The sequence below is a fragment of the Brevibacterium sp. 1718 genome (assembly GCF_051131255.1).
In the GTDB taxonomy this organism is placed as follows: Bacteria; Actinomycetota; Actinomycetes; order Actinomycetales; family Brevibacteriaceae; genus Brevibacterium; species Brevibacterium sediminis.
In genome coordinates, this window is record NZ_CP186550.1 from 3,356,457 (window position 1) to 3,374,751 (window position 18,295).

20 protein-coding genes are annotated in these 18,295 nt (G+C 65.1%); 12 read left to right on the forward strand and 8 right to left on the reverse strand.

Annotated features, from left to right (window positions below):
- Nucleotide 1 precedes the first annotated feature (1 nt).
- Together ACOZ9V_RS15135 and ACOZ9V_RS15140 are read right to left on the reverse strand one after the other, a co-directional pair.
- Nucleotides 2-757 carry an enoyl-CoA hydratase/isomerase family protein gene (locus ACOZ9V_RS15135; RefSeq protein WP_139468221.1) on the reverse strand — a complete coding sequence of 252 codons (756 nt, stop codon included), beginning with the start codon at nt 755-757 and terminating at the stop codon, nt 2-4.
- 31 nt (nt 758-788) lie between these two features.
- The gene (locus ACOZ9V_RS15140) at nt 789-1,676 is read right to left on the reverse strand and encodes a LysR family transcriptional regulator (RefSeq protein ID WP_139468220.1); all 888 of its coding nucleotides are present in this window, start codon (nt 1,674-1,676) and stop codon (nt 789-791) included.
- A 79-nt stretch (nt 1,677-1,755) separates the two neighbouring features.
- Between ACOZ9V_RS15140 and ACOZ9V_RS15145 the strand changes: the two genes are divergently transcribed.
- The 6 genes from ACOZ9V_RS15145 to ACOZ9V_RS15170 all read left to right on the forward strand — a co-directional run bounded on the left by ACOZ9V_RS15145 (nt 1,756) and on the right by ACOZ9V_RS15170 (nt 8,543).
- Nucleotides 1,756-2,703, forward strand: coding sequence for an EamA family transporter (locus tag ACOZ9V_RS15145; protein WP_218973628.1), 948 nt, complete (start codon nt 1,756-1,758; stop codon nt 2,701-2,703).
- Nucleotides 2,700-3,335, forward strand: coding sequence for an NAD(P)-dependent oxidoreductase (locus ACOZ9V_RS15150; RefSeq protein ID WP_434591379.1), 636 nt, complete (start codon nt 2,700-2,702; stop codon nt 3,333-3,335). Before ACOZ9V_RS15145 ends, ACOZ9V_RS15150 begins: the two co-directional genes overlap by 4 nt.
- 148 nt (nt 3,336-3,483) lie before the next feature.
- Nucleotides 3,484-4,890 carry an MFS transporter gene (locus ACOZ9V_RS15155; RefSeq protein ID WP_139468217.1) on the forward strand — a complete coding sequence of 469 codons (1,407 nt, stop codon included), beginning with the start codon at nt 3,484-3,486 and terminating at the stop codon, nt 4,888-4,890.
- Entirely contained in the window at nt 4,887-5,549 is a 663-nt protein-coding gene (locus tag ACOZ9V_RS15160; RefSeq protein ID WP_139468216.1) for a GntR family transcriptional regulator, read from the forward strand. The genes ACOZ9V_RS15155 and ACOZ9V_RS15160 overlap by 4 nt, the downstream gene beginning before the upstream one ends.
- Nucleotides 5,550-5,769: 220 nt before the next feature.
- Nucleotides 5,770-6,780: an aldo/keto reductase family protein gene (locus ACOZ9V_RS15165; RefSeq protein ID WP_434591383.1), complete on the forward strand. Its 1,011-nt coding sequence runs from the start codon at nt 5,770-5,772 to the stop codon at nt 6,778-6,780.
- 311 nt (nt 6,781-7,091) lie between these two features.
- Nucleotides 7,092-8,543 (forward strand): MDR family MFS transporter, encoded by a 1,452-nt coding sequence (locus ACOZ9V_RS15170; protein ID WP_434591386.1) that lies wholly within the window; start codon nt 7,092-7,094, stop codon nt 8,541-8,543.
- A gap of 70 nt (nt 8,544-8,613) precedes the next feature.
- On the opposite strand, the gene ACOZ9V_RS15175 is transcribed toward ACOZ9V_RS15170, so the two are convergent.
- The gene (locus tag ACOZ9V_RS15175) at nt 8,614-9,165 is read right to left on the reverse strand and encodes a TetR/AcrR family transcriptional regulator (protein ID WP_139468213.1); all 552 of its coding nucleotides are present in this window, start codon (nt 9,163-9,165) and stop codon (nt 8,614-8,616) included.
- A gap of 114 nt (nt 9,166-9,279) precedes the next feature.
- On the opposite strand from ACOZ9V_RS15175, the gene ACOZ9V_RS15180 reads away from it, so the two are divergent.
- Nucleotides 9,280-9,813: a DoxX family protein gene (locus ACOZ9V_RS15180; RefSeq protein WP_139468212.1), complete on the forward strand. Its 534-nt coding sequence runs from the start codon at nt 9,280-9,282 to the stop codon at nt 9,811-9,813.
- Nucleotides 9,814-9,823: 10 nt separating this feature from the next.
- On the opposite strand, the gene ACOZ9V_RS15185 is transcribed toward ACOZ9V_RS15180, so the two are convergent.
- Nucleotides 9,824-10,339 (reverse strand): SRPBCC domain-containing protein, encoded by a 516-nt coding sequence (locus tag ACOZ9V_RS15185; RefSeq protein WP_139468211.1) that lies wholly within the window; start codon nt 10,337-10,339, stop codon nt 9,824-9,826.
- Nucleotides 10,340-10,355: 16 nt separating this feature from the next.
- On the opposite strand from ACOZ9V_RS15185, the gene ACOZ9V_RS15190 reads away from it, so the two are divergent.
- Nucleotides 10,356-10,697, forward strand: coding sequence for an ArsR/SmtB family transcription factor (locus ACOZ9V_RS15190; RefSeq protein WP_181270692.1), 342 nt, complete (start codon nt 10,356-10,358; stop codon nt 10,695-10,697).
- A 100-nt stretch (nt 10,698-10,797) separates the two neighbouring features.
- On the opposite strand, the gene ACOZ9V_RS15195 is transcribed toward ACOZ9V_RS15190, so the two are convergent.
- Nucleotides 10,798-12,030 (reverse strand): MFS transporter, encoded by a 1,233-nt coding sequence (locus ACOZ9V_RS15195; protein ID WP_434591392.1) that lies wholly within the window; start codon nt 12,028-12,030, stop codon nt 10,798-10,800.
- A gap of 110 nt (nt 12,031-12,140) precedes the next feature.
- Between ACOZ9V_RS15195 and ACOZ9V_RS15200 the strand changes: the two genes are divergently transcribed.
- Complete coding sequence (locus ACOZ9V_RS15200; protein ID WP_434591395.1) at nt 12,141-12,704, forward strand: hypothetical protein; 564 nt, start codon at nt 12,141-12,143, stop codon at nt 12,702-12,704.
- Nucleotides 12,705-12,782: 78 nt separating this feature from the next.
- Here the strand turns inward: ACOZ9V_RS15200 and ACOZ9V_RS15205 are convergent, their stop codons facing one another.
- Nucleotides 12,783-14,006 carry an integrase gene (locus ACOZ9V_RS15205; RefSeq protein WP_181270695.1) on the reverse strand — a complete coding sequence of 408 codons (1,224 nt, stop codon included), beginning with the start codon at nt 14,004-14,006 and terminating at the stop codon, nt 12,783-12,785.
- Between the two features lie 126 nt (nt 14,007-14,132).
- On the opposite strand from ACOZ9V_RS15205, the gene ACOZ9V_RS15210 reads away from it, so the two are divergent.
- The gene (locus ACOZ9V_RS15210) at nt 14,133-15,266 is read left to right on the forward strand and encodes a helix-turn-helix transcriptional regulator (protein WP_434591398.1); all 1,134 of its coding nucleotides are present in this window, start codon (nt 14,133-14,135) and stop codon (nt 15,264-15,266) included.
- Nucleotides 15,267-15,574: 308 nt separating this feature from the next.
- The gene (locus ACOZ9V_RS15215; protein ID WP_434591401.1) at nt 15,575-16,051 is read left to right on the forward strand and encodes a hypothetical protein; all 477 of its coding nucleotides are present in this window, start codon (nt 15,575-15,577) and stop codon (nt 16,049-16,051) included.
- A gap of 83 nt (nt 16,052-16,134) precedes the next feature.
- On the opposite strand, the gene ACOZ9V_RS15220 is transcribed toward ACOZ9V_RS15215, so the two are convergent.
- Together ACOZ9V_RS15220 and ACOZ9V_RS15225 are read right to left on the reverse strand one after the other, a co-directional pair.
- The gene (locus tag ACOZ9V_RS15220) at nt 16,135-16,578 is read right to left on the reverse strand and encodes an NUDIX hydrolase (protein WP_434591404.1); all 444 of its coding nucleotides are present in this window, start codon (nt 16,576-16,578) and stop codon (nt 16,135-16,137) included.
- The gene (locus ACOZ9V_RS15225) at nt 16,575-17,195 is read right to left on the reverse strand and encodes a DNA-3-methyladenine glycosylase I (protein ID WP_434591407.1); all 621 of its coding nucleotides are present in this window, start codon (nt 17,193-17,195) and stop codon (nt 16,575-16,577) included. The genes ACOZ9V_RS15220 and ACOZ9V_RS15225 overlap by 4 nt, the downstream gene beginning before the upstream one ends.
- A gap of 107 nt (nt 17,196-17,302) precedes the next feature.
- Between ACOZ9V_RS15225 and ACOZ9V_RS15230 the strand changes: the two genes are divergently transcribed.
- The gene (locus ACOZ9V_RS15230; RefSeq protein ID WP_434591410.1) at nt 17,303-18,262 is read left to right on the forward strand and encodes an aspartate dehydrogenase domain-containing protein; all 960 of its coding nucleotides are present in this window, start codon (nt 17,303-17,305) and stop codon (nt 18,260-18,262) included.
- The last annotated feature ends 33 nt before the right edge of the window (nt 18,263-18,295 follow it).

Genomic DNA, 18,295 nt, shown 5'->3' on the forward strand with positions numbered 1-18,295 from the left:
CTCAGACTTTGCCCTCGGGGTCTGAGTCGCCCGAGCCGGGGTCGGCAGTCTCGTTCTTCGCGGCGAAGGCGAGCGCGAACTCCTTCTTGCTATCGGCAATCGCCTGCGCCTCGAAGGTGTTCTTCCACGTCCGCAGCAGTCGCTTCTGCTGCGCGATGACGGCCCGATCGGCGCGTGTGGTGTCGCGCAGCAGCTCGAGTGCGCGCTCCTCGACCGACCCGTCGACGGAGTCGTTGAGGAAGCCGCAGGCGAGCATGTCAGCGGCGGAGAAACAGTTGCCGGTGAGCACGAACTCTGTCGCCTTCGTCCAGCCCATCAGGCGGTGGAGGTTGACCGATTCGAGCACCGAGGGGATGCCGATGCGCACCTCGGGCATCGAATACCAGGAGTCCTGGCTGCCGATGCGGAAGTCCGCGGCTGCGGCGATCTCGGCGGCCCCGCCGATGCAGTAGCCGTCGATGGCGGCGGCGACAGGAAGGGCGCAGTCCTTGATCGCTTCGCACACCTCGCCGAGGCGGCTGATCGTCGCGTACGCCCGCGACGCACTCGTGTGCGCGAATTGTGCGGTGTCCATTCCGGCTGAGAATCCGCGTCCGCCGGCCGAGGTAAGCAGGACCGCGCGCAGGCTCTCGTGAGCACCCGCCTCGGTGAAGGCGTCGATGAGCTGTCCGAGCATGTCCTCGGTGAGCGCATTCGCCTGCCCCGGATTGTCGATGGTGACGGTAAGAATGTCGTCGGTGCGGTCTTGCCTGATCATGCGGGCTCCTGCCTGTGAGTGTGTCGCTTCCTCAACCTTGTTCCGCCCCAAGGCTCGCCAACGCCGACTCAACAAAGGCCGACGCCGCCGGGCTCGGATTGAATTCGCTCCAGGCGAGGTATTCGACGCGCTTCGGCCCGTCGACCACGGGCACGGTGATCAGTCCTCGCCCCTCCGGCACAACTGCCGGGGCAAGCAACGCGATGCCGAGGTCGTGTGCGACGAGGTCGAGCATCATGTCCACGAGCATCGATTCGAACGCAACCGTTCGGGTCAGCCCCGCCTCGTCGAAGGCCCGATCCGACTGAGCTCGACCGGGGCTGTCGGCGGGGAAGTCGACGAATGCCTCGTCGGCGAGATCGGCCAACCGCAGGCGCTTGCGCCGCGCGAACCGGTGCCCGGGACCGAGCACGGCCACGAGCCTCTCCCGAGCCAGCACCTGACTTGCCACCCCGGTCGGCACCGCCGCCTCCGGCAATCCGAGGACTGCCGCGTCGAGGGACCCGGCACGGATCCGCTCGATGAAATCGACGCTGCCGCCCACACTCAATCCGACGCTCACCTGCGGATACGTCCGATGAAACCGTCCGAGCACGGCGACGAGGTCGAGTCGGGTCACCGTCGGGATCGCCCCGACCGTCAGATTTCCACGCATCTGCCCTGTCGCCGCGACCGCCTCGGTGACAGTCCGATCCGCGGCGTCGAGAGTCGCCCGGGCACCGGCGACGAAGGCGTGCCCGGCTTCGGTGAGTTCGACCCGTCGGCTGGTCCGAGCGAAGAGTTGGACACCGAGCTCGCGTTCGAGAGCCTTGATCTGATGGCTGAGTGCCGATTGCACGACATGGGTTTTCTGGGCCGCTCGGGTGAAATTCCGCTCCTCGGCGACGGCGAGGGCATAGCGCAGCTGCTGCAACTCCATTCATACATGATGACAGTTCATGGATTCGATGAAAACTATGTGTTGGACTCATGGCACGATTCAGGCAGACGCTGGAGTCATGACAACGACGACCACACTCACCCCATCCACCCCGACTCCGGCGAGCTCCCGGGTCGGCACCACCGTCCTCACCGCCCTCGCCCCTGCAGTGTGGGGCACGACGTACCTTGTGACCACGGAATTCCTGCCGACGGGCCACCCGCTCTTCGCCGCGCTCATGCGCGCCCTGCCCGCGGGCCTCATCGGTCTCCTCATCGCCCGCCGCCTGCCCGCCGGGTCCTGGTGGTGGAAAGCAGTGGTGCTCGGCACGCTCAACATCGGGATCTTCTTTCCGCTCCTGTTCGTCGCAGCCGCTCGCCTGCCCGGCGGGGTCGCTGCGACCCTGGGAGCCGCGCAGCCGATCCTCGTCACCGTCCTCGCAGTCATCGTCCTCGGTGAGCGTCTGTCGGTGTGGCGATTGGGCTGGGGGTTCGTCGGCGTTGCCGGAGTCGGTCTCGTCGTGCTCGGCCCCGGCGCCGGTTTCGATCCAGTCGGCATCGCAGCGGGCATCCTCGGTGCCGCCTCGATGGGAACCGGCGTCATCCTCGCCAAGAAATGGGGACTGCCGCCGGGCATCGGACCGGTCGGGTTCGCGAGCTGGCAGCTGAGTGCCGGCGGACTCGTCCTCCTCCTGCCCACCCTGCTCATCGAAGGCGTCCCCGCACAGGTCGACGCCCCGGGCATCGCCGGCTATCTGTGGCTGGGCGGCGTCGGCGGACTGCTCGCCTACACCCTGTGGTTTCGCGGCCTCGGACGCCTGCCGGTCACCGCGACCGCCCTGCTCGGACTGCTCTCCCCGCTCGTGGCTGCCGGACTCGGCATCGTCTTCGCCGGTGAGAGCCTCAACCTCGCGCAGATCGCCGGATTCGTCCTCGCTCTGGCAGCACTAGCCTGCGGACAGCTCTCCCCGACCGCACTCAACCGTGCACGCACATCAAACCGCACAGAGAAGGAACCCGCAGTATGAAGATCACCGTCATCGGAACCACCGGAATGGTCGGCTCCCGCATCGTCGCCGAGGCGGCCGACCGCGGCCATGGCATCATCGCCGCCTCCCGCCACCCCGAACACACACCTCGCCCCGAGGTGCATCCGCTGGCGATTGACGCCAGTCGTTCGCAGGACCTCGACCGTGCCCTGCGCGGTGCCGACGCAGCCGTTCTCACTGTGCGCGCGACACCCGGTCAGACACAGCAGTTCCTCTCCATCACGGAGGAAGTGCTGCAAGCGACCGCTCACGCAAGGGTGCCGCTGCTCATCGTCGGCGGTGCCGGGCCGCTGCGCTCCCCGAACCGGGCCGACATCCTCGTAGTCGACGATCCGGAGTTCGTCGCCGCCGAGTGGAAGGAGCTCGCTGCCGCCAGCGTCGCCCAGCTCGACGTCTGCCGCAACCAGGGCGGAGACCACTGGACCTACCTCAGCCCGCCGGCGGTGCTCGAACCCGGCAACCGCCTCGGCGAGTACCAGCGCGGAACGACAGCCCTGCTCATCGGGGCGGACGGCCAGGCGCGCATCAGCGCCGGGGACCTCGCCGCTGCCGTCATCGACGAACTCGAATCACCAGAGGGCGACCGGCACTTCACCGTCGCAAGAGTCTGAGGTTCGCGCGGTCAGGCGAAGGGCATCGGCCGGCCACCACCTCGGTCGTCCCTGTCTGTCCCACCTGCGGCCAGACTCACTCTTGTATCCAAGATGGATGCAAGTTAATGTGAGTGAGTCCTGACCACCACGACGACGTGAGACCACCATGACCAGCCACATCCGCGAACAGGCCAAACTCATCACCGCCCAGCTCCTCTCGGGAGCCGGCATCGCCTCCGGGTATGCCGTCGGCGGACTGCTCGCCGAGGAGATCACCGGGCAGACCTCGATGGCCGGTTTCGCGCAGATGAGCGTCATTCTCGGCGCCGGCCTCATCGCCTATCCTCTCGCCGTGCTCGCCGGTCGTTCCGGTCGTCGTAAGGCGCTGACCTTGGGCTTCGGCATCGGCACGCTCGGCGCCGTGGTCGTCCTCATCGGCGTCGCCCTGCAGTTCCTGCCCTTGTTCATGCTCGGGATGATGATGTGCGGATCCTCGACCGCCTCCGGCCTGCAGGCTCGTTACGCCGCCGTCGACCTTGCCGACCCGGCCGCCGCAGGCCGAGCGATGTCCCTGGTGGTGTGGGCGACGACCGTCGGCTCCGTCCTCGGCCCCAGCTTCACCGCTCCCGGAGCCCACCTCGGCGAAACACTGGGCATGAACGGATTGGCCGGGCCCTACCTCATCTCCATGGTGGCGTTCGCCCTGGCGACGCTGTCGGCCTCGACGCTGACGAAGTCGGTGGCCGCCGGAACCGACCACCCCAGCGAACCCAGGGTCGACGATCCCGGCCACGACGGTGAGGGCACGGCCGAGGTCAACGACAGCGCCGCCTCGGCGAAGGAATCCGCCCCGACCGACAAGTCCACCACCACTGAGGCGACCGCCCCTCCCCCGATGAAACTCGGCGAAGCGCTGCGCTTCGCCCTGGCCCGCCCGGTGCCGCTGTTCGCGATGATCACAATCATCGCGGGGCAGATGATGATGACCAACGTCATGGTCATGACCCCGGTGCACATGGATCACCAGGAGTTCAGCCTCGGCGCCATCGGCATCGTCGTGAGCATCCACATCGCCGGCATGTACGCCCTGTCCCCTGTATTCGGCTGGATGGCCGACCGGTGGGGTTCGGGCGGCGTCATCGCAGGTGGGGCCGGTATCTTCGTTCTCACGATCGTCCTCGGCGTCATCGATGCGGTGGCCCCGGAGTCGTCGATGGTGCTGCTGTCGACCGCGCTGTCGCTGCTCGGAATCGGATGGTCCATGTTCCTCATCGGCGGCTCGTCCCTACTCACCGCCTCGGTGCCGGCACATGCGAAGGTGCCGCTGCAGGGCGCCTCGGATTCGGCGATGAACCTCGGAGGGGCGCTCATGGCGGCGATGGCCGGGACTGTACTCGGCGCCGGCGGATTCCTGTGGATCAACCTCATGGCCACGTTCGTCCTGCTCATCGCCGTCGGATTCTCGATCCGCGCGATCCCGCTGATGAGCTGGCCCGGACGCCGCACTGCCGGCCTCGCCGAGGCGGCCGACCCGCCCGCTGCCGCCACGAGACAGGATGGGGCAGGGAAATGAGCACGAATACACGATCCTCGAGAACGGCGACGGAATCGATGAGCGCGGCCGAACGCGCCTATTCGGTCATCCGCGGGCAGATCCTCAACGGCTCTCACGTGCCCGGGACGATGCTCGGCGAGGCGGCACTGGCCACCGAGATCGGCGTCAGCCGCACCCCGGTGCGCGTGGCTCTGGCCCGATTGCAGGACGAGGGGTGGATCCACATCTATCCCAAGCGCGGGGCGATCGTCCAAGGCATCGACGAACGCACGGTCTCCGAGCTCGCCGATGCCCGTTATGTGCTCGAGACGACCGCTGTCGAGCGGGCATCCGAACCCATGCGGAAACGGTTGGCGGAGAAACTCGGCGCTCTCATCACGCAGCATCGAGCCGCTTTCGCAGAGGGGGACGTCGCCCGATTCATCGAGCTCACCCTGGAGTTCCACCGCGGCTTCGTCGAGGCAGGGGACAACCGGGTGATGCTCGAGATGTATTCGCTGCTCTCCGACCGGCACCGATTCACCCTTTTCATGAACAGCCGACACCTGCTCGATCGGTCGGACGAACTCATCGCCGAACACGAGGCCCTTGTCGCACATCTGCGCTCCGGCGATTCCGCGGCATTCGCGGCGACTCTGCAGGGCCACATCGCGGAGAACGCCGGCCCGGCGCACTGACGGACGGATGCACCGGGCCCCTGTGGCGATTCGACTCGACGTCTCCTCGTAACGGCACAGTCTGAGTTGAGCAGCCCATGTTTGAACATGGGCTATCCACCTCGAACTGGGCCGCGACCGCACGGGCCGGCCGCTCGCGCTCGCTGCGCACTCACCGGTGGACTGAGTCCCGCCTCGGCGAGGGGTTCCCCACTCCCGCGCCCAGTCGTAGGCTGAGGTCATGGAGCACAGATATCTGGGAAACAGCGGACTCAAGATCTCCGAGATCACCTACGGCAACTGGCTCACGCACGGCTCGCAGGTGGAGAACGACACCGCCACGAAGTGCGTGCACGCCGCCCTCGACGCGGGCATCTCCACCTTCGACACCGCCGACGTCTATGCGAACACCGTCGCCGAACAGGTCCTCGGCGACGCGCTCAAGGGCCAAAGGCGCGAATCGCTCGAAGTCTTCACTAAGGTCTACTTCCCCACCGGACCCAAGGGACACAACGACACAGGCCTGTCGCGCAAGCACATGATGGAGTCGATCAACGGCTCGCTGCGCCGACTCGGCACCGACTACGTCGACCTCTACCAAGCCCACCGCTACGACTACGAAACCCCACTGGAAGAGACGATGCAGGCCTTCGCCGACATCGTCCGCTCCGGCAAAGCACTCTACATCGGCGTGAGCGAATGGAACGCCGACCAGCTGCGCGCCGCCCACCACCTGGCCAAGGACCTCGGCATCCAGCTCGTGTCGAACCAACCGCAGTACAACATGCTCTGGCGCGTCATCGAGGAACGGGTCGTCCCGACGTCGAGGGAACTCGGCATCTCGCAGATCGTCTGGTCCCCGATCGCGCAGGGCGCGCTGACCGGCAAATACAAGCCCGGCCAGCCGGTCCCCGCCGGATCCCGGGCAACCGATGAGGACGGCGGCGGCGCTGAATCGATCAGGAGCCGCTATCTTCACGACGACAAGCTCACGGCCGTGGCGAAGCTCGAACCGATCGCCGACGAGCTCGGAATCACGATGGCGCAGCTCGCGATCGCCTGGGTGCTCGCCAGCGACAATGTCGCCACTGCCCTCGTCGGTGCCTCCCGCCCCGAGCAGATCGCCTCGAACGCCGAGGCCGCCGGGGTCGCCCTCGACGCGGACGTCCTCACTCGCATCGACGACATCCTCGGCGATCTGCCGGAGACCGACCCCAACAAGACCCAGTCGCCGTCCACCCGCCTGACCTGATCCCTCACCGAGGCGGCCGACCGTCTTGATTCCGACCGCGGTCCCTTGGTGGGGCCGCGGTCGGAATCTTCCTCACCGGCGACAAAAGCTCCGCGGTGACGGGTGTCCGTCACCCAACCGGGAGATGAACTCGACGAATCTCACACCGACCCGGGGCCGCCTCGGCGAGGGTGGTGGGTTAAACTGCATGAAACGGTTATATAACCAAGGAATTTATTTCCGGGCGCAAAGAGGGGCCGATTCAGCGCACCTCCGCGGGCGGGCTGTTGCTGGAAGACAAGAAGAGACACAGACGACGAACAGGTGAGGGGATGCCATTGGCGAACGGAGACGACTTTCAGAAGGACCCGTCAGAAGGCACCCCGGTCAACCGGAACCTCGTGCTTGCGGTTCTCGTCTCAGGCGCGTTCGTCATCATCCTCAACCAGACGCTGCTCAACACCGCCCTGCCGGCATTCATGCACTACTTCGACATCACCTCCGGCGCCGCACAGTGGGTGACGACGAGTTTCATGCTCGTCAACGGCATCATGATTCCGGTGACCGCGTTCCTCATCGAGAAGTTCACGACGAGGGGCCTGTTCTTCACCGCCATGGGTCTGTTCATCATCGGCACCATCGTCTGCGCGATCGCTCCGGTCTATCCGGTGATGCTCATCGGCCGCGTCATCCAAGCCTCGGCCGGCGGAATCATCATGCCGCTCATGCAGACGATTCTCTTCGCGATCTTCCCCGTCGAGAAGCGCGGATCAGCCATGGGCACCTTCGGCCTCGTCATCGCCTTCGCACCGGCCATCGGCCCCAGCCTCTCCGGTTGGATCGTCGACCACCTTCCGTGGCAGACGCTGTTCTACATGATGCTGCCGATCGCGATCATCGATCTCATCGTCGCCTATTTCCTGCTCAAGAACGTCACCGAACGCACCTTCCCCCGACTCGACGTCCTCTCGATCATCCTCTCCACCCTCGGCTTCGGCGGACTGCTGTTCGGCTTCGGCACCGCCGGTGACGCCGGCTGGCTCAGCGCCGAGGTGCTCATCCCGCTGGTCATCGGCGCGATCTCGCTGACATTCTTCATCACCCGTCAGTTCAAACTCGAACAGCCGATCCTCGAGTTCCGCATCCTCCGCTACCGAATGTTCACGCTCAACACCCTGCTGGGCATGTGCGTGTTCATCGTCATGGTCGGCGGCATGATGGTCCTGCCGCTGTACATGCAGAACATGAATGACTTCTCGGCCATGGAGTCGGGCCTGGTCCTGCTTCCCGGCGCCGCGGTGATGGGACTGATGTCGCCGGTGACCGGTCGCGTGTTCGACGCCATAGGCGCCAAATGGCTCGCCATCGCCGGCTTCGTCCTGCTCACCGGAACCACGTTCCTCTTCGCTCGGCTGGAACCGGACACCTCGTTCGTCTACCTCGCCGTCGTCAACACGGTCCGCATGTTCGGTGTCGCCATGGTGATGATGCCGGTGACCACGGCCGCGCTCAACCAGCTGCCCTCGCACCTCATCCCCCATGGCACTGCCCTGAACAACACGCTGCGCCAGATCGCGGCGTCGGTCGGCACCGCGGCGCTCGTGACGATCATGGTCTCGGCCGCGCGGAACCCGGAGACCTACGGCATGGCGGGCCTGGTCCACGGCGCGAACGTCGCGTTCTTCGTCGCCGCCTGCGTCGGCATCCTCGGCGTCATCGGTGCGTTCTTCATCAAGAACTCCCACGGACTCGAACCGGGGCAGAAGAAGGTCGCCGGCAAGTGATTCCGGGGCACCGCAGGTGCCTCACCGCCATATAAACAGATCCGGCCCAGCCCCTCAGCGGCCCAGCCCCTCAGCGGCTCCTGTCGGCGCCCTCGACGAGGTGGCCCGCCACGATGCGCGCCTGTCTGAGTGCGTCTTCGGGCTCCACTGCTCCGCTGAGCACCAGAGTGGCGTATCCGTGGACGAGCGACCATGCCGCCACCCCGAAGTCGGAGTCCGGCCCCGATCTGGTCGTCGCCACTCCGACCGAGAGCGCCGCCCACGCCCGCTGACGGGCCGCAGTCAGTTCGCCGTCGTCATCGTGGAGCAGCCGGGGTTGGAACATCACCGTAAAGTGGGATGGGCAGGCGAGCGCGAATTCGACGTACGCGACTCCGCGGTCGATGAGTCCGCCGCCTTCGTCGACTCCGGACATCGCCTCCGCCAGGCGGTCGTATCCTTCTGTCGCCAGCGCCGTGAGCAGACCGGATTTGTCACCGAAATGATACGTCGGAGCGGCGTTGGAGACGCCGGCCCGCTTCGCCAGCGCACGCATGCTCAGTTTGGCCACGCCGTCTTCGGCAATCGCCGAGGCGGTCTCCGCCAACAGGGTTCGACGCAGATCCCCATGATGATAAGTCACAGTCCGATCGTACCGGAGCAAACTTTTCATTGACAAGATGCTTGTCGGCGATCTATCTTTTCACTGTAAAGATTCGTCGCGGCCGCAAGGCCTCGCTCATCGAAGGAGCCTCTCATGGCACCCTTGCTCTTTCTCCTCATCACCACTCTCGCCGTCTACGCCGTCGGACGCTTCAACTCGGCGGCGGCCGAACATGGCCTTGGTACATGGCCGGTGGCAATCCGGTTCGGGCTGGCCGTGATGTTCATCGTCACCGGCATCTCACATTTCGTCGGCATGCGCGAGGCTCTCATCGACATGGTGCCGCCATGGCTTCCAGCACCAGCTGCGCTCGTCACCGTGACCGGGGTGCTCGAACTGCTCGGAGCCTTCGGCCTGCTGCTGCGCCCGACTCGCCCGTGGGCGGCCGGCGGGCTGGGGCTGATGCTCATCCTCATGTTCCCGGCGAATGTGCATCTGGCGCTGACCGGCGAGAATCTGCCGTGGGACGATCAGCTGGTGCCGCGCACAGTAATGCAGGCCGTCTTCCTTGCCGCGGTCCTCGCAGTGCTCATTCCGGAGATCCGGGCACAACGGGGAGCACGAAGGCAGCGCACGTCGGGCACTGTGACGACATCGGACTCTGCGGCGGGACCGTCCGGGCGCTGACGTCCCGGGCTTATTTGTAGTAGCCCTCGCGGAGGTTGATTCCGTGCTCGATCCAAACCTTGAGAGCCGAGAGCATTCCGGTCCAGCCCATGCAGTTGCCGAAGGCGCCCTGAGCTCCGCCCTCGGTGAGCTTCCAGGACTTCTCCGTGATCGTCACGAGCGTCCGCGCACCGTCATCGACGGGAGTGAACTCGAAGGTCGTTGTCGTGTCACTCTCCACGGAATCGTCGGAACCCTCCCAGCGGATGACGATCTTCTCGTCCTGGAAGTTCTCGACGACTTCGACTGGGAATCGACCCGGGAAGTCAGCGAAGTCCCATGTCACGTCGGCCCCGGCCTCCAAACGGCCGCGGGCGCCGCCGGTCGTGAAGTAATGCGAGAGCTGCTCGGGATCAGCGACCGCCTCATAGGTCTCATGAGGAGTCTTCGAGATGTAGCCGGTGACCGTGAAGGACAGCTCCTCCAATGGACGGGACTGATCGTTCTGCTCGACGGGTGTGTTCTGGGTGCTCTGCTCATCTGTCATGTGATATTTTTACCACATGTCACGGGAGTTGGGAACAGGCTCGGATGAATCCGACGATGCGGTCTTCAAGGCCCTGGCCAACCCCAACCGCCGACGCGTCCTCGACCTGCTGCGGACTCGACCGCGGACGACCGGTGAGGTCTGCGAGGCGTTTCCCGACCTCGATCGCACGACTGTGCTGCAGCATATTCGAGTGCTCGAGGGCGCTGAGCTGGTCACCGGCCGCAAGGAAGGACGCACCCGACTGCTGGCTCTGGCACCGCTCCCGATCAAACGGATCCATGATCGCTGGATCGGTGAGTACACACGTGCGGCCGTCGGACTGCTCGCGCAGCTCGATGAGGAGTCCCCGCACTGACGATCCAGCCCTGCCCTTCAACCACAGGCTCAGTCGCACCCCGCAGTCTCCGGGTCAGCAGCGCCCGCACTGACAGCTCAGCCGTGCCCGCACTGACAGCTCAGCCGTGCCCGTTGTTCCGCCTCTGCAGAGTCCGCGCGATCCACGACAGGGCACCGGTGAACAGCAGAAGCAGAGCACACACCAAGAAGGTCGACGACGACCCGAGATAGGTGAAACCGAGCCCGCCGACCACACCTGCGACGGCCAGCCCGATGTCGAAGTTCATATTCCATGCGACGCTGGCCCGGCTCGGCGAACTGACCGCGGCGAAGGCCATGACGAGACTTGCCGACTGCATGGCGCCCAATCCCAGTCCGATGACGAGCATCGAGGCGAACAGCGTCCCACCGTAGGAGACGACAGCGCAGACCAGCCCGATCGCCGTCAGGACGAGGCCCAAGATGTTGAGGACGAACGGCGGGAAGCTGTCCGAAACGGCCCCGACGACGAAGCGTCCGATGACCGCCGAGATCTGCATCCCGGCGATGAACAGTGCCGCTACGGCGACGTCCTCGCCCGGACCGAAGCCGACGATGATCCCGAAGACGATCATGCCGACGAGGAACGGAGAGAGCATGAGGACGAGCCCGAGCGCTTCCCCCGCCCAGCGTCCTGCTTTTCGGAGGCTCCGCTTCTCGTTGCGTCCGGACCGAACCCCGACCGTCTCGTTGCCGCTCGGCGATGCTCCCGAATCGTCATTCCCACGCCGAGGCGGCCGACCGGGTACGTATTTGAGCACAGTGGGAATGGCCAGGAGGAGACAGGCGCAGACGATGATGCGGAAGGTCCAGATCGGGATCGTCTCAACCAACCACAGCCCCAGCGGAGCTCCGACGGCCGCGGCCAGGGAAGTGATCCCACCGAAGAAGCCCAGCGCCTTGCCGGTCCGTCCCGGCGCGGTCGTTCCTGGGACCGCGGCATTGGCGAGGACGACGAAGAGCCCGAACCCGACGCCTCCGCAGAGTCCGGCGAGGACGAGTGCCAACAGGGGCGGGGTGACGAAGAGTCCGAGGAGCTGGCCGAGGAACTGCAGGACTAGAGCCAGCATGAGCGAGGCCTTGAAACCGAAGACGCGACCGGCCCACGGGGCGAAGGGCTGGGCGACGATGACACCGATCATCATCGTCGTCAGCACGGACCCGCCGGTGACGGTCGACAGTCCGTCCGTCGCCGCAATCGTCACCATCGTCGAATAGCTGAAGAAGAAGGCGGAGAACCCGAACATCGCCGTCCACACCAGACCCAACAGAGCCGGGGTGTACGTCGCCTGAGACGGATGTTCGGGGTCCATAGTCCGAGGTTACGACATCGGCACTGCATCTGCCGTGCCCGCACCATCTGCCGTCCATCTGGTGCAGAAGTGTTCACCTCCACGTCAGAATGATCGCCTACCATCGGTCCATGAACTCATCGGAACTCGGCTCGGACCTCAAACGCGACGCTCCCAGTGGCACCATCGACACCGCATTCGTCCTCAAATTCGAACCGCTCTATGCCCTCACGGACCTCGAGTCGGAGATCTTCAGTGATATCGGCCCGAAGACGAAGGTCCGCGAATCGTTCAAACGCAAGCATTTCCTCAAGGTCGCCGAGTGGAAGGCCATCGGAGTTCTGCCGAGCCTCGAGGAGATCTCGTCCGATGACATCGACTTCGTCACCGGCGTCGCGCTCGACGATGACACACCCAACCGCTTCCGTCTGCCTTTGCTGCAGATGCTGCCCGGAGTGGGAATTCCGATGGCCAGCACCCTGCTCACCGTGGTCAATCCCAAGAAGTTCTCCATCATGGATTCCCGGGCGCTGACCGTTCTGCACGATTTCGCTCTCGTGCCCACGGACAATCCGGCGCAGATGGACTATCAGACCTACCGCAAACTCATGAAGTCCCTGGCCAAGGGCGCCAACTGCGCCCCGATCGACCTGTACCGGGCGCTCATCGCCTATTCGCGGCAGGAACGAGACTAAGTCTTCACCCCCACGGGGCGGATCTGCCGACAGCCAGCGGACACGATGCTCTGCCGGCGGCGTGGGAACGGAACTCTCTCAGGCGGCCAGCTCCTGCAGACGCCTCTGCCAGAACACGATCTCCTCGGTCAGTCGGGCCGGGTCGAGACCATCCGCATACTGGGTGAGCTCGTCCTCCTGCGTCGGTGACATGACTCCCGCTGCGCGCAGACGTTCGAACGGTGTGCGCGGTTCGTCGTAGATTCGCCGCTGGTCGCCGTCACCGTCATCGGCCCAGCCAGCCGGTTTGCGCGTGGGAGTGAAGTAGTTGAGCCGGTCATCGACCGCGCGCCAAAGTCCGTTGAGTGCAGACCGGGCCTCTTCGGTGTCATAGCGGCGGATATTGCCGTACTCATGGACGAGATGCTGATGCCGCGAGGCTTCCGGAAGCCGATCGCGGCGGAGATCTTTGAGCACCGGACTGAAATGGATATCCAGTCCCCGCGCCCACCGGTCGGTCGCCTCGTGGACGGTGTCATCGGCATTGCTCAGCTCGATGGCATTGACCCAGAAGGGAATCCCCTGCACCTCATCGAGCGACCACTGCAGCACGTCCACCATGGTGTCCGGAGCGTTGTCGGCGAGGCTGTGGGTGAAGACCCAACCGGTGTGCAGGCAGGAGGCGCTGATCGTGAACACACAGTTCGAGGCTCGGGTCGGTCCTGCGTGGGCGATGGTGTCGACGAGGAAGTATCCGGGTTCGTGCTCGTTCGGCCCCGAAGCGAAGTCGAGGAAGTCTTCGCTGGGACTGGTGAATCGTTTCGTCGACACTCGACGATCTCGGAAGTCCTCGGCTCGCGCGGTGCGCAGATACCGGTCGATCGACGCCGGACTGACGGCGAGCAGCTCGGACCGGACCTTGAGGCTGTAACCATCGCGGTCGGGCACCAGGGCGCCGTGTCGCTCGGCCGCATCGAGCAGCTGCGGCATCACAGCGGCCAGGTACTTTCCACTCTGGAACCCCGACCACTCCCAGATCCGGACGAGGAGTGCTCGCGATTCGGGTGAGTATTTGCAGCACCTCGACGACGGCTGGTCGGCGGGCGGATCGTCGTAGGCATCATCTTCTCCGATGCGGAAGGCCGCCAGGCGGCGCCGCGCATGGTCACGTGACCAACCGGTGAGGATCATGACCTCGTCGAGGATCCACCCTTTGTCCTTCTTCCGTGCCGACGAATACAACTCGAGATAGTCATCGACGTCGAATTCTGCTTCAGTTGTCTCTGTGGAAGGAATGCTCTGAATATTCTGCTGATCGTGCATCAATTTTGTTAGTTCCTCCGAATTCGGGGAAGCCACTTCTTTGTTTTCGCTCTGCCCCGGAACGATTTGCATAATGCTATTCTGAGTTCAGGCAGGAGGTCTTCCTAAACGACAGAAGACGCAGAGATGTCACAGACTGCAGCACGGCTGCTCGGGTTATTGTCACTGTTGATGGTGCCCCGAACCTGGTCGGGAACCGAATTGGCAGATCGCCTGGGAGTGAGCCCGCGGACCATCCGGAACGATATCGGCACGCTCCGCGATATCGGCTATTCGATCGACGGCACACGCGGAAACGAGGGCGGATATCGTCTCTCCTCCAACGGCGTGGGCATCCCGCCGCTCATGTTCGACGCCGATGAAGCGGTGGCGGTCGCCGTCGGCCTCCACTCGGGGCTGAGCTGCATCATCGGCGGAATGGAAGAGACTTCGGCACTGGCACTGGCGAAGCTCGAGACCATCCTCCCCACCGCAGTCCGGACACGGGTGCAGAGCCTCGCGCACTTCACTGTCCCGGTCGTCGGCAATCAGCCGATGCCGATTGTCGACCCCAACCTCATCGTCACTCTCATCGACCACTGTCGCCGACACGAACGCCTGCGCTTCACGTATCTCGGTGAACCGTCCGACCGCTCACCCGGCGGCACAGGCGACTCATGCGCCACCAGCCCAGTTACAGCCGACCCAGACACCGGCGACTCTCTCCTACCGAACGACCCGAGCAGCACCTCGGCACACGAGGTCCATCTGGAAGTCGAAGCCTACCGACTCGTCAATCGTCAGCACCGCTGGCACCTGCTGGCCTTCGAACCCCAGGCTGAGGACTGGCGAGTCTTCAGCGCAGAACGCATCGTGCCGAAGACCCCGAGCGGCCGGAGCTTCACTCCACGTCCGCTGCCGGCTGACGACATCGGAGAATTCGTCGAACGACACGCCACGGAACCCAGGTGGCGGCATTCGGCCCAAGTCATCGTCGATGCACCGGCGCCCACAGTGATGAAGAAGCTCGCGTCCGCCGAGGGCACGGTCGAAGCACTCGAGGACGACCGCTGTCTCGTCACCGTCGGCGGCCAGAGCCTCACCACGATGGCCCTGGCCCTGGCGCGCTTGGACACCGACTTCACCGTCATCGACAGTCCCGACCTCCGCGAATGCCTCCACCGACTCTCGGTCCAGCTCGGTCGGGCTGCCGAGGGCCATACGGCACCCGACCTCGCACCTTCCCGAGCGAAGAATGCGGCTCCCCGAGCAGCGAAATAGGGATAAGGTCACAACCCGACATAAAAGCCTTTGTGCGAATATGTGAAATTTCGCGGGCATGACCCGTGAGTCATGTCCATTCCTTGTCGCCCGAGAACACCGAGCGGTAACTTTCCTGGATACGTTTCAGGTATCGGTTCGCTTGATGGCGACTAATCCATTCGGGCCGCCGTCGACCACAATCCCTAATCCTCTGATCGGAGAAATGAGATGCTTCTGCCGTGCTTCGGCACAGCAACGAGTCCTCGTACCGCCATCCTCGATTCCGACGGCAGGCCGCAGTGACAGCAACAGATGACGGACGGTCGATGACGACCGGAAATCTCCGCAGCGCTGACGTCCTCGCCGAGCGCATCCACCGCACGAACATCACCTATGCCCGCCTCTATGGGCCGCTGGTGGTGCTGGTGATCGCCGCTTCGTTCTTCCCCTACTACTCCCCCGAACCGGACAGTTCGGTCACATACGGGAACCTGTGGCAGGAAGTCCTCAGCATCGGACGGGGAGTCGACGTCTTCGCGCTCTTCGCTCTGCTGTTCACCACCGGGCTGCTGTGCCTGGCAGCGGTGGGTCGCACGACAATCGCCGTTCTGATCGCGATTCTCACCGGCGCGATCTTCATCGGCTGCACCCTTCTGCAGGCACCCGGCTATGTCAGCCCACCGGCGCTGACGGTCTTCGGCATCATCGACATCTCGCTGAGCTTCCTCATCGCCGCGATCACCGTGGTGCATTCCCTGCACCTGTTCACCCTCGACCTCGGGTTCCAGCGTCGCACCGCATGAGACCAGCGCCGGATTGCAAAAGTGCACCCCCGCCCAGTGTGAAAGCGCCTCCGCACCGCGCAAGACGACGGCGCCTCACGCGGTCAACCAGCCGATCTCCCCGCGGCCTGCAGCGCCGGGATGACCTCGTTGCGGGTCAGCGGCGCGAATTGGCGGAGATCGGTGTCCGCGGGCAGCGGATCGATGGGAAACCAGCTGGCTTCGGCGATCTCGGCCAGATGCGCGATGTTCTCCGCATCGAGTGCTTCCGGCAGACCGTCATAGCAGAACACGTCACCGATGACACGGTGATCGGCTTCGTTCGCCGCCGCGGCAGCGAACGTGCCCAAAGCGTGCAGTCGGTGACGGTCCAGATCGAGACCGAGCTCCTCGGCGATCTCACGGACGATGGTGTCCTCAGCGGTCTCCCCCTCTTCGGGTTTGCCGCCGGGCAGCATGAAGGAACTGGTGCCGGCCTTGCGCACCATGAGCAGTTCCCGGCGCTGCGGGTGGAGGAGGACGAGTGCGGAGACGCGGATGTCATTCATTCCGACCACACTCCGGACGCTCCTCGGCGGTGGGAATCGAGCAGGTGCGTATCGACCATGCCGATGGCCTCCATCAGCGCATACATCGTCGTCGGTCCCACGAAGCGGAACCCCTTCTTCTTCAGCGCCTTCGACAGCGCCACGGATTCCGGTCCGGTCGTCGGGATCTCGGCAATGGTGCGCGGTCGCGGGGTCTGCGCAGGCTGGAACGACCACAGGAACGCATCGAGTCCGCCGTCTTCACGCAGTTCGATCACGCGAGCGGCATTGTTGATGCAGGCTTCGATCTTGCCGCGGTGGCGGATGATCCCGGGATCGGTCAGCAGCTGCTCGATCTCGCCTTCGCCGAAGCGGGCCACGGCGTCGGGATCGAATCCGGCGAAGACCTCACGGAACCGTTCCCGCTTCTTCAGAATCGTCAGCCAGGACAGTCCTGCTTGGAATCCCTCGAGGCTCATCCGCTCGAACAGCCCCGCCTCGTCGTGGATGGGCAGACCCCACTCGCTGTCGTAGTAGTCCAGCAGCTTCGGGTCACCGTACGCCCACGGTGTGCGGGCCAGTCCGTCGTCGCCGGTGACGGCTCCCCCGGATGCGCTCGGCTGTGATTCGTCGTCCATCCTGCAACCGTATCGCGTCGCACTGACATTGCCCGCGCACCCCCACGCTCCGGCCTCCTGCGGCAACGGTCCAGCCTCGTGTCAGTCGTCTCCGATAAGGTGCGGCCATGACCTCAGTGCTCCTCCTCGGATTCGGTGCCATCGGCCGTCACGTCGCCCGGCTGTTCTCTCCCGAGCTCGGGTCCGGGGCGCTCAACCTGACCGCCCTGGTCTCGGATCGAGCCAAGCACAGAGGTCGCCCGAATCACGGCGCCGAGGTGGTCGACCTCCCCACGCTCACCACCCCAGTTCACGAACCGGCCCAATCGTTGCCTGCTCCGTCGTCGACGCAATCACCGTCACCGAGGATGTTCGACCGCTTCGATGTCATCGTCGAATGCGCTGGGGTTCCCGCTGCCGCCCGATTCGGCCCCGCCGTCATCGCGGCCGGTCGCCCTCTCGTGCTCACCAGTGTCGGAGCCATGGCCGATCCCGACACCCGCACGGGTCTGCTCGCCGGACCCGGCCGCCTGCATGTGACCAATGGGGCGATCGGCGGACTCGATGTGCTCGAGGCGGCGGCTCAGGCCGATGGCCTCGACAGCGTCGAAATCAGCACCTCGAAGGAGGCGAGCGGACTCATCCGACCGTGGATGTCTGAGCCCGAAGCCGAGCGTCTGCGCGGCCTCCGCCCCGAGGACGGCCCTCTGACGGTGTTCGAGGGCAATCCCGCCGAGGCGATCGAGAAGTTCCCCGCCAATGTCAATATCGCCGTCGCCCTCGCTTGGGCCACCCGCGGACTGAGTCGTGCTGCAGCGGCCTCAGACTCAGGAGCCAGAGCGGCGTCGACCGTCACCGCACCTGAGTGCACCGATGCCGACTTGCTCGGTGCCTCGTTGGAGAGGGTGCGGGTCGTGCTCCAGGCGGTTGCCGGTCAGACCCAGTCCGCCCACCGAATCCGGGCGTCCGGGTCCGCAGGGGAATTCGCGTTCGACATCCGGTCGACGCCGAGCCCGGAGAACCCTGCCACCAGTGGGCTGACGGCCCTGTCTGTCGCCCGAACCCTGCGCACCGTGACGGCAGGGTGATCATCTGGCCGCCCCCGAGCCCACCACGCGGCG

Coding starts and splice junctions, on each gene's coding strand:
- ACOZ9V_RS15230 (WP_434591410.1), top strand. CDS start 17,303: ATGACCTCAGTGCTCCTCCTCGGATTCGGTGCCATCGGCCGTCACGTC.
- ACOZ9V_RS15150 (WP_434591379.1), top strand. CDS start 2,700: ATGAAGATCACCGTCATCGGAACCACCGGAATGGTCGGCTCCCGCATC.
- ACOZ9V_RS15140 (WP_139468220.1), bottom strand. CDS start 1,676: ATGGAGTTGCAGCAGCTGCGCTATGCCCTCGCCGTCGCCGAGGAGCGG.
- ACOZ9V_RS15205 (WP_181270695.1), bottom strand. CDS start 14,006: ATGCACGATCAGCAGAATATTCAGAGCATTCCTTCCACAGAGACAACT.
- ACOZ9V_RS15215 (WP_434591401.1), top strand. CDS start 15,575: ATGACGACCGGAAATCTCCGCAGCGCTGACGTCCTCGCCGAGCGCATC.
- ACOZ9V_RS15180 (WP_139468212.1), top strand. CDS start 9,280: ATGGCACCCTTGCTCTTTCTCCTCATCACCACTCTCGCCGTCTACGCC.
- ACOZ9V_RS15200 (WP_434591395.1), top strand. CDS start 12,141: ATGAACTCATCGGAACTCGGCTCGGACCTCAAACGCGACGCTCCCAGT.
- ACOZ9V_RS15220 (WP_434591404.1), bottom strand. CDS start 16,578: ATGAATGACATCCGCGTCTCCGCACTCGTCCTCCTCCACCCGCAGCGC.
- ACOZ9V_RS15160 (WP_139468216.1), top strand. CDS start 4,887: ATGAGCACGAATACACGATCCTCGAGAACGGCGACGGAATCGATGAGC.
- ACOZ9V_RS15225 (WP_434591407.1), bottom strand. CDS start 17,195: ATGGACGACGAATCACAGCCGAGCGCATCCGGGGGAGCCGTCACCGGC.
- ACOZ9V_RS15185 (WP_139468211.1), bottom strand. CDS start 10,339: ATGACAGATGAGCAGAGCACCCAGAACACACCCGTCGAGCAGAACGAT.
- ACOZ9V_RS15210 (WP_434591398.1), top strand. CDS start 14,133: ATGTCACAGACTGCAGCACGGCTGCTCGGGTTATTGTCACTGTTGATG.
- ACOZ9V_RS15135 (WP_139468221.1), bottom strand. CDS start 757: ATGATCAGGCAAGACCGCACCGACGACATTCTTACCGTCACCATCGAC.
- ACOZ9V_RS15170 (WP_434591386.1), top strand. CDS start 7,092: ATGCCATTGGCGAACGGAGACGACTTTCAGAAGGACCCGTCAGAAGGC.
- ACOZ9V_RS15165 (WP_434591383.1), top strand. CDS start 5,770: ATGGAGCACAGATATCTGGGAAACAGCGGACTCAAGATCTCCGAGATC.
- ACOZ9V_RS15195 (WP_434591392.1), bottom strand. CDS start 12,030: ATGGACCCCGAACATCCGTCTCAGGCGACGTACACCCCGGCTCTGTTG.
- ACOZ9V_RS15145 (WP_218973628.1), top strand. CDS start 1,756: ATGACAACGACGACCACACTCACCCCATCCACCCCGACTCCGGCGAGC.
- ACOZ9V_RS15190 (WP_181270692.1), top strand. CDS start 10,356: ATGTCACGGGAGTTGGGAACAGGCTCGGATGAATCCGACGATGCGGTC.
- ACOZ9V_RS15155 (WP_139468217.1), top strand. CDS start 3,484: ATGACCAGCCACATCCGCGAACAGGCCAAACTCATCACCGCCCAGCTC.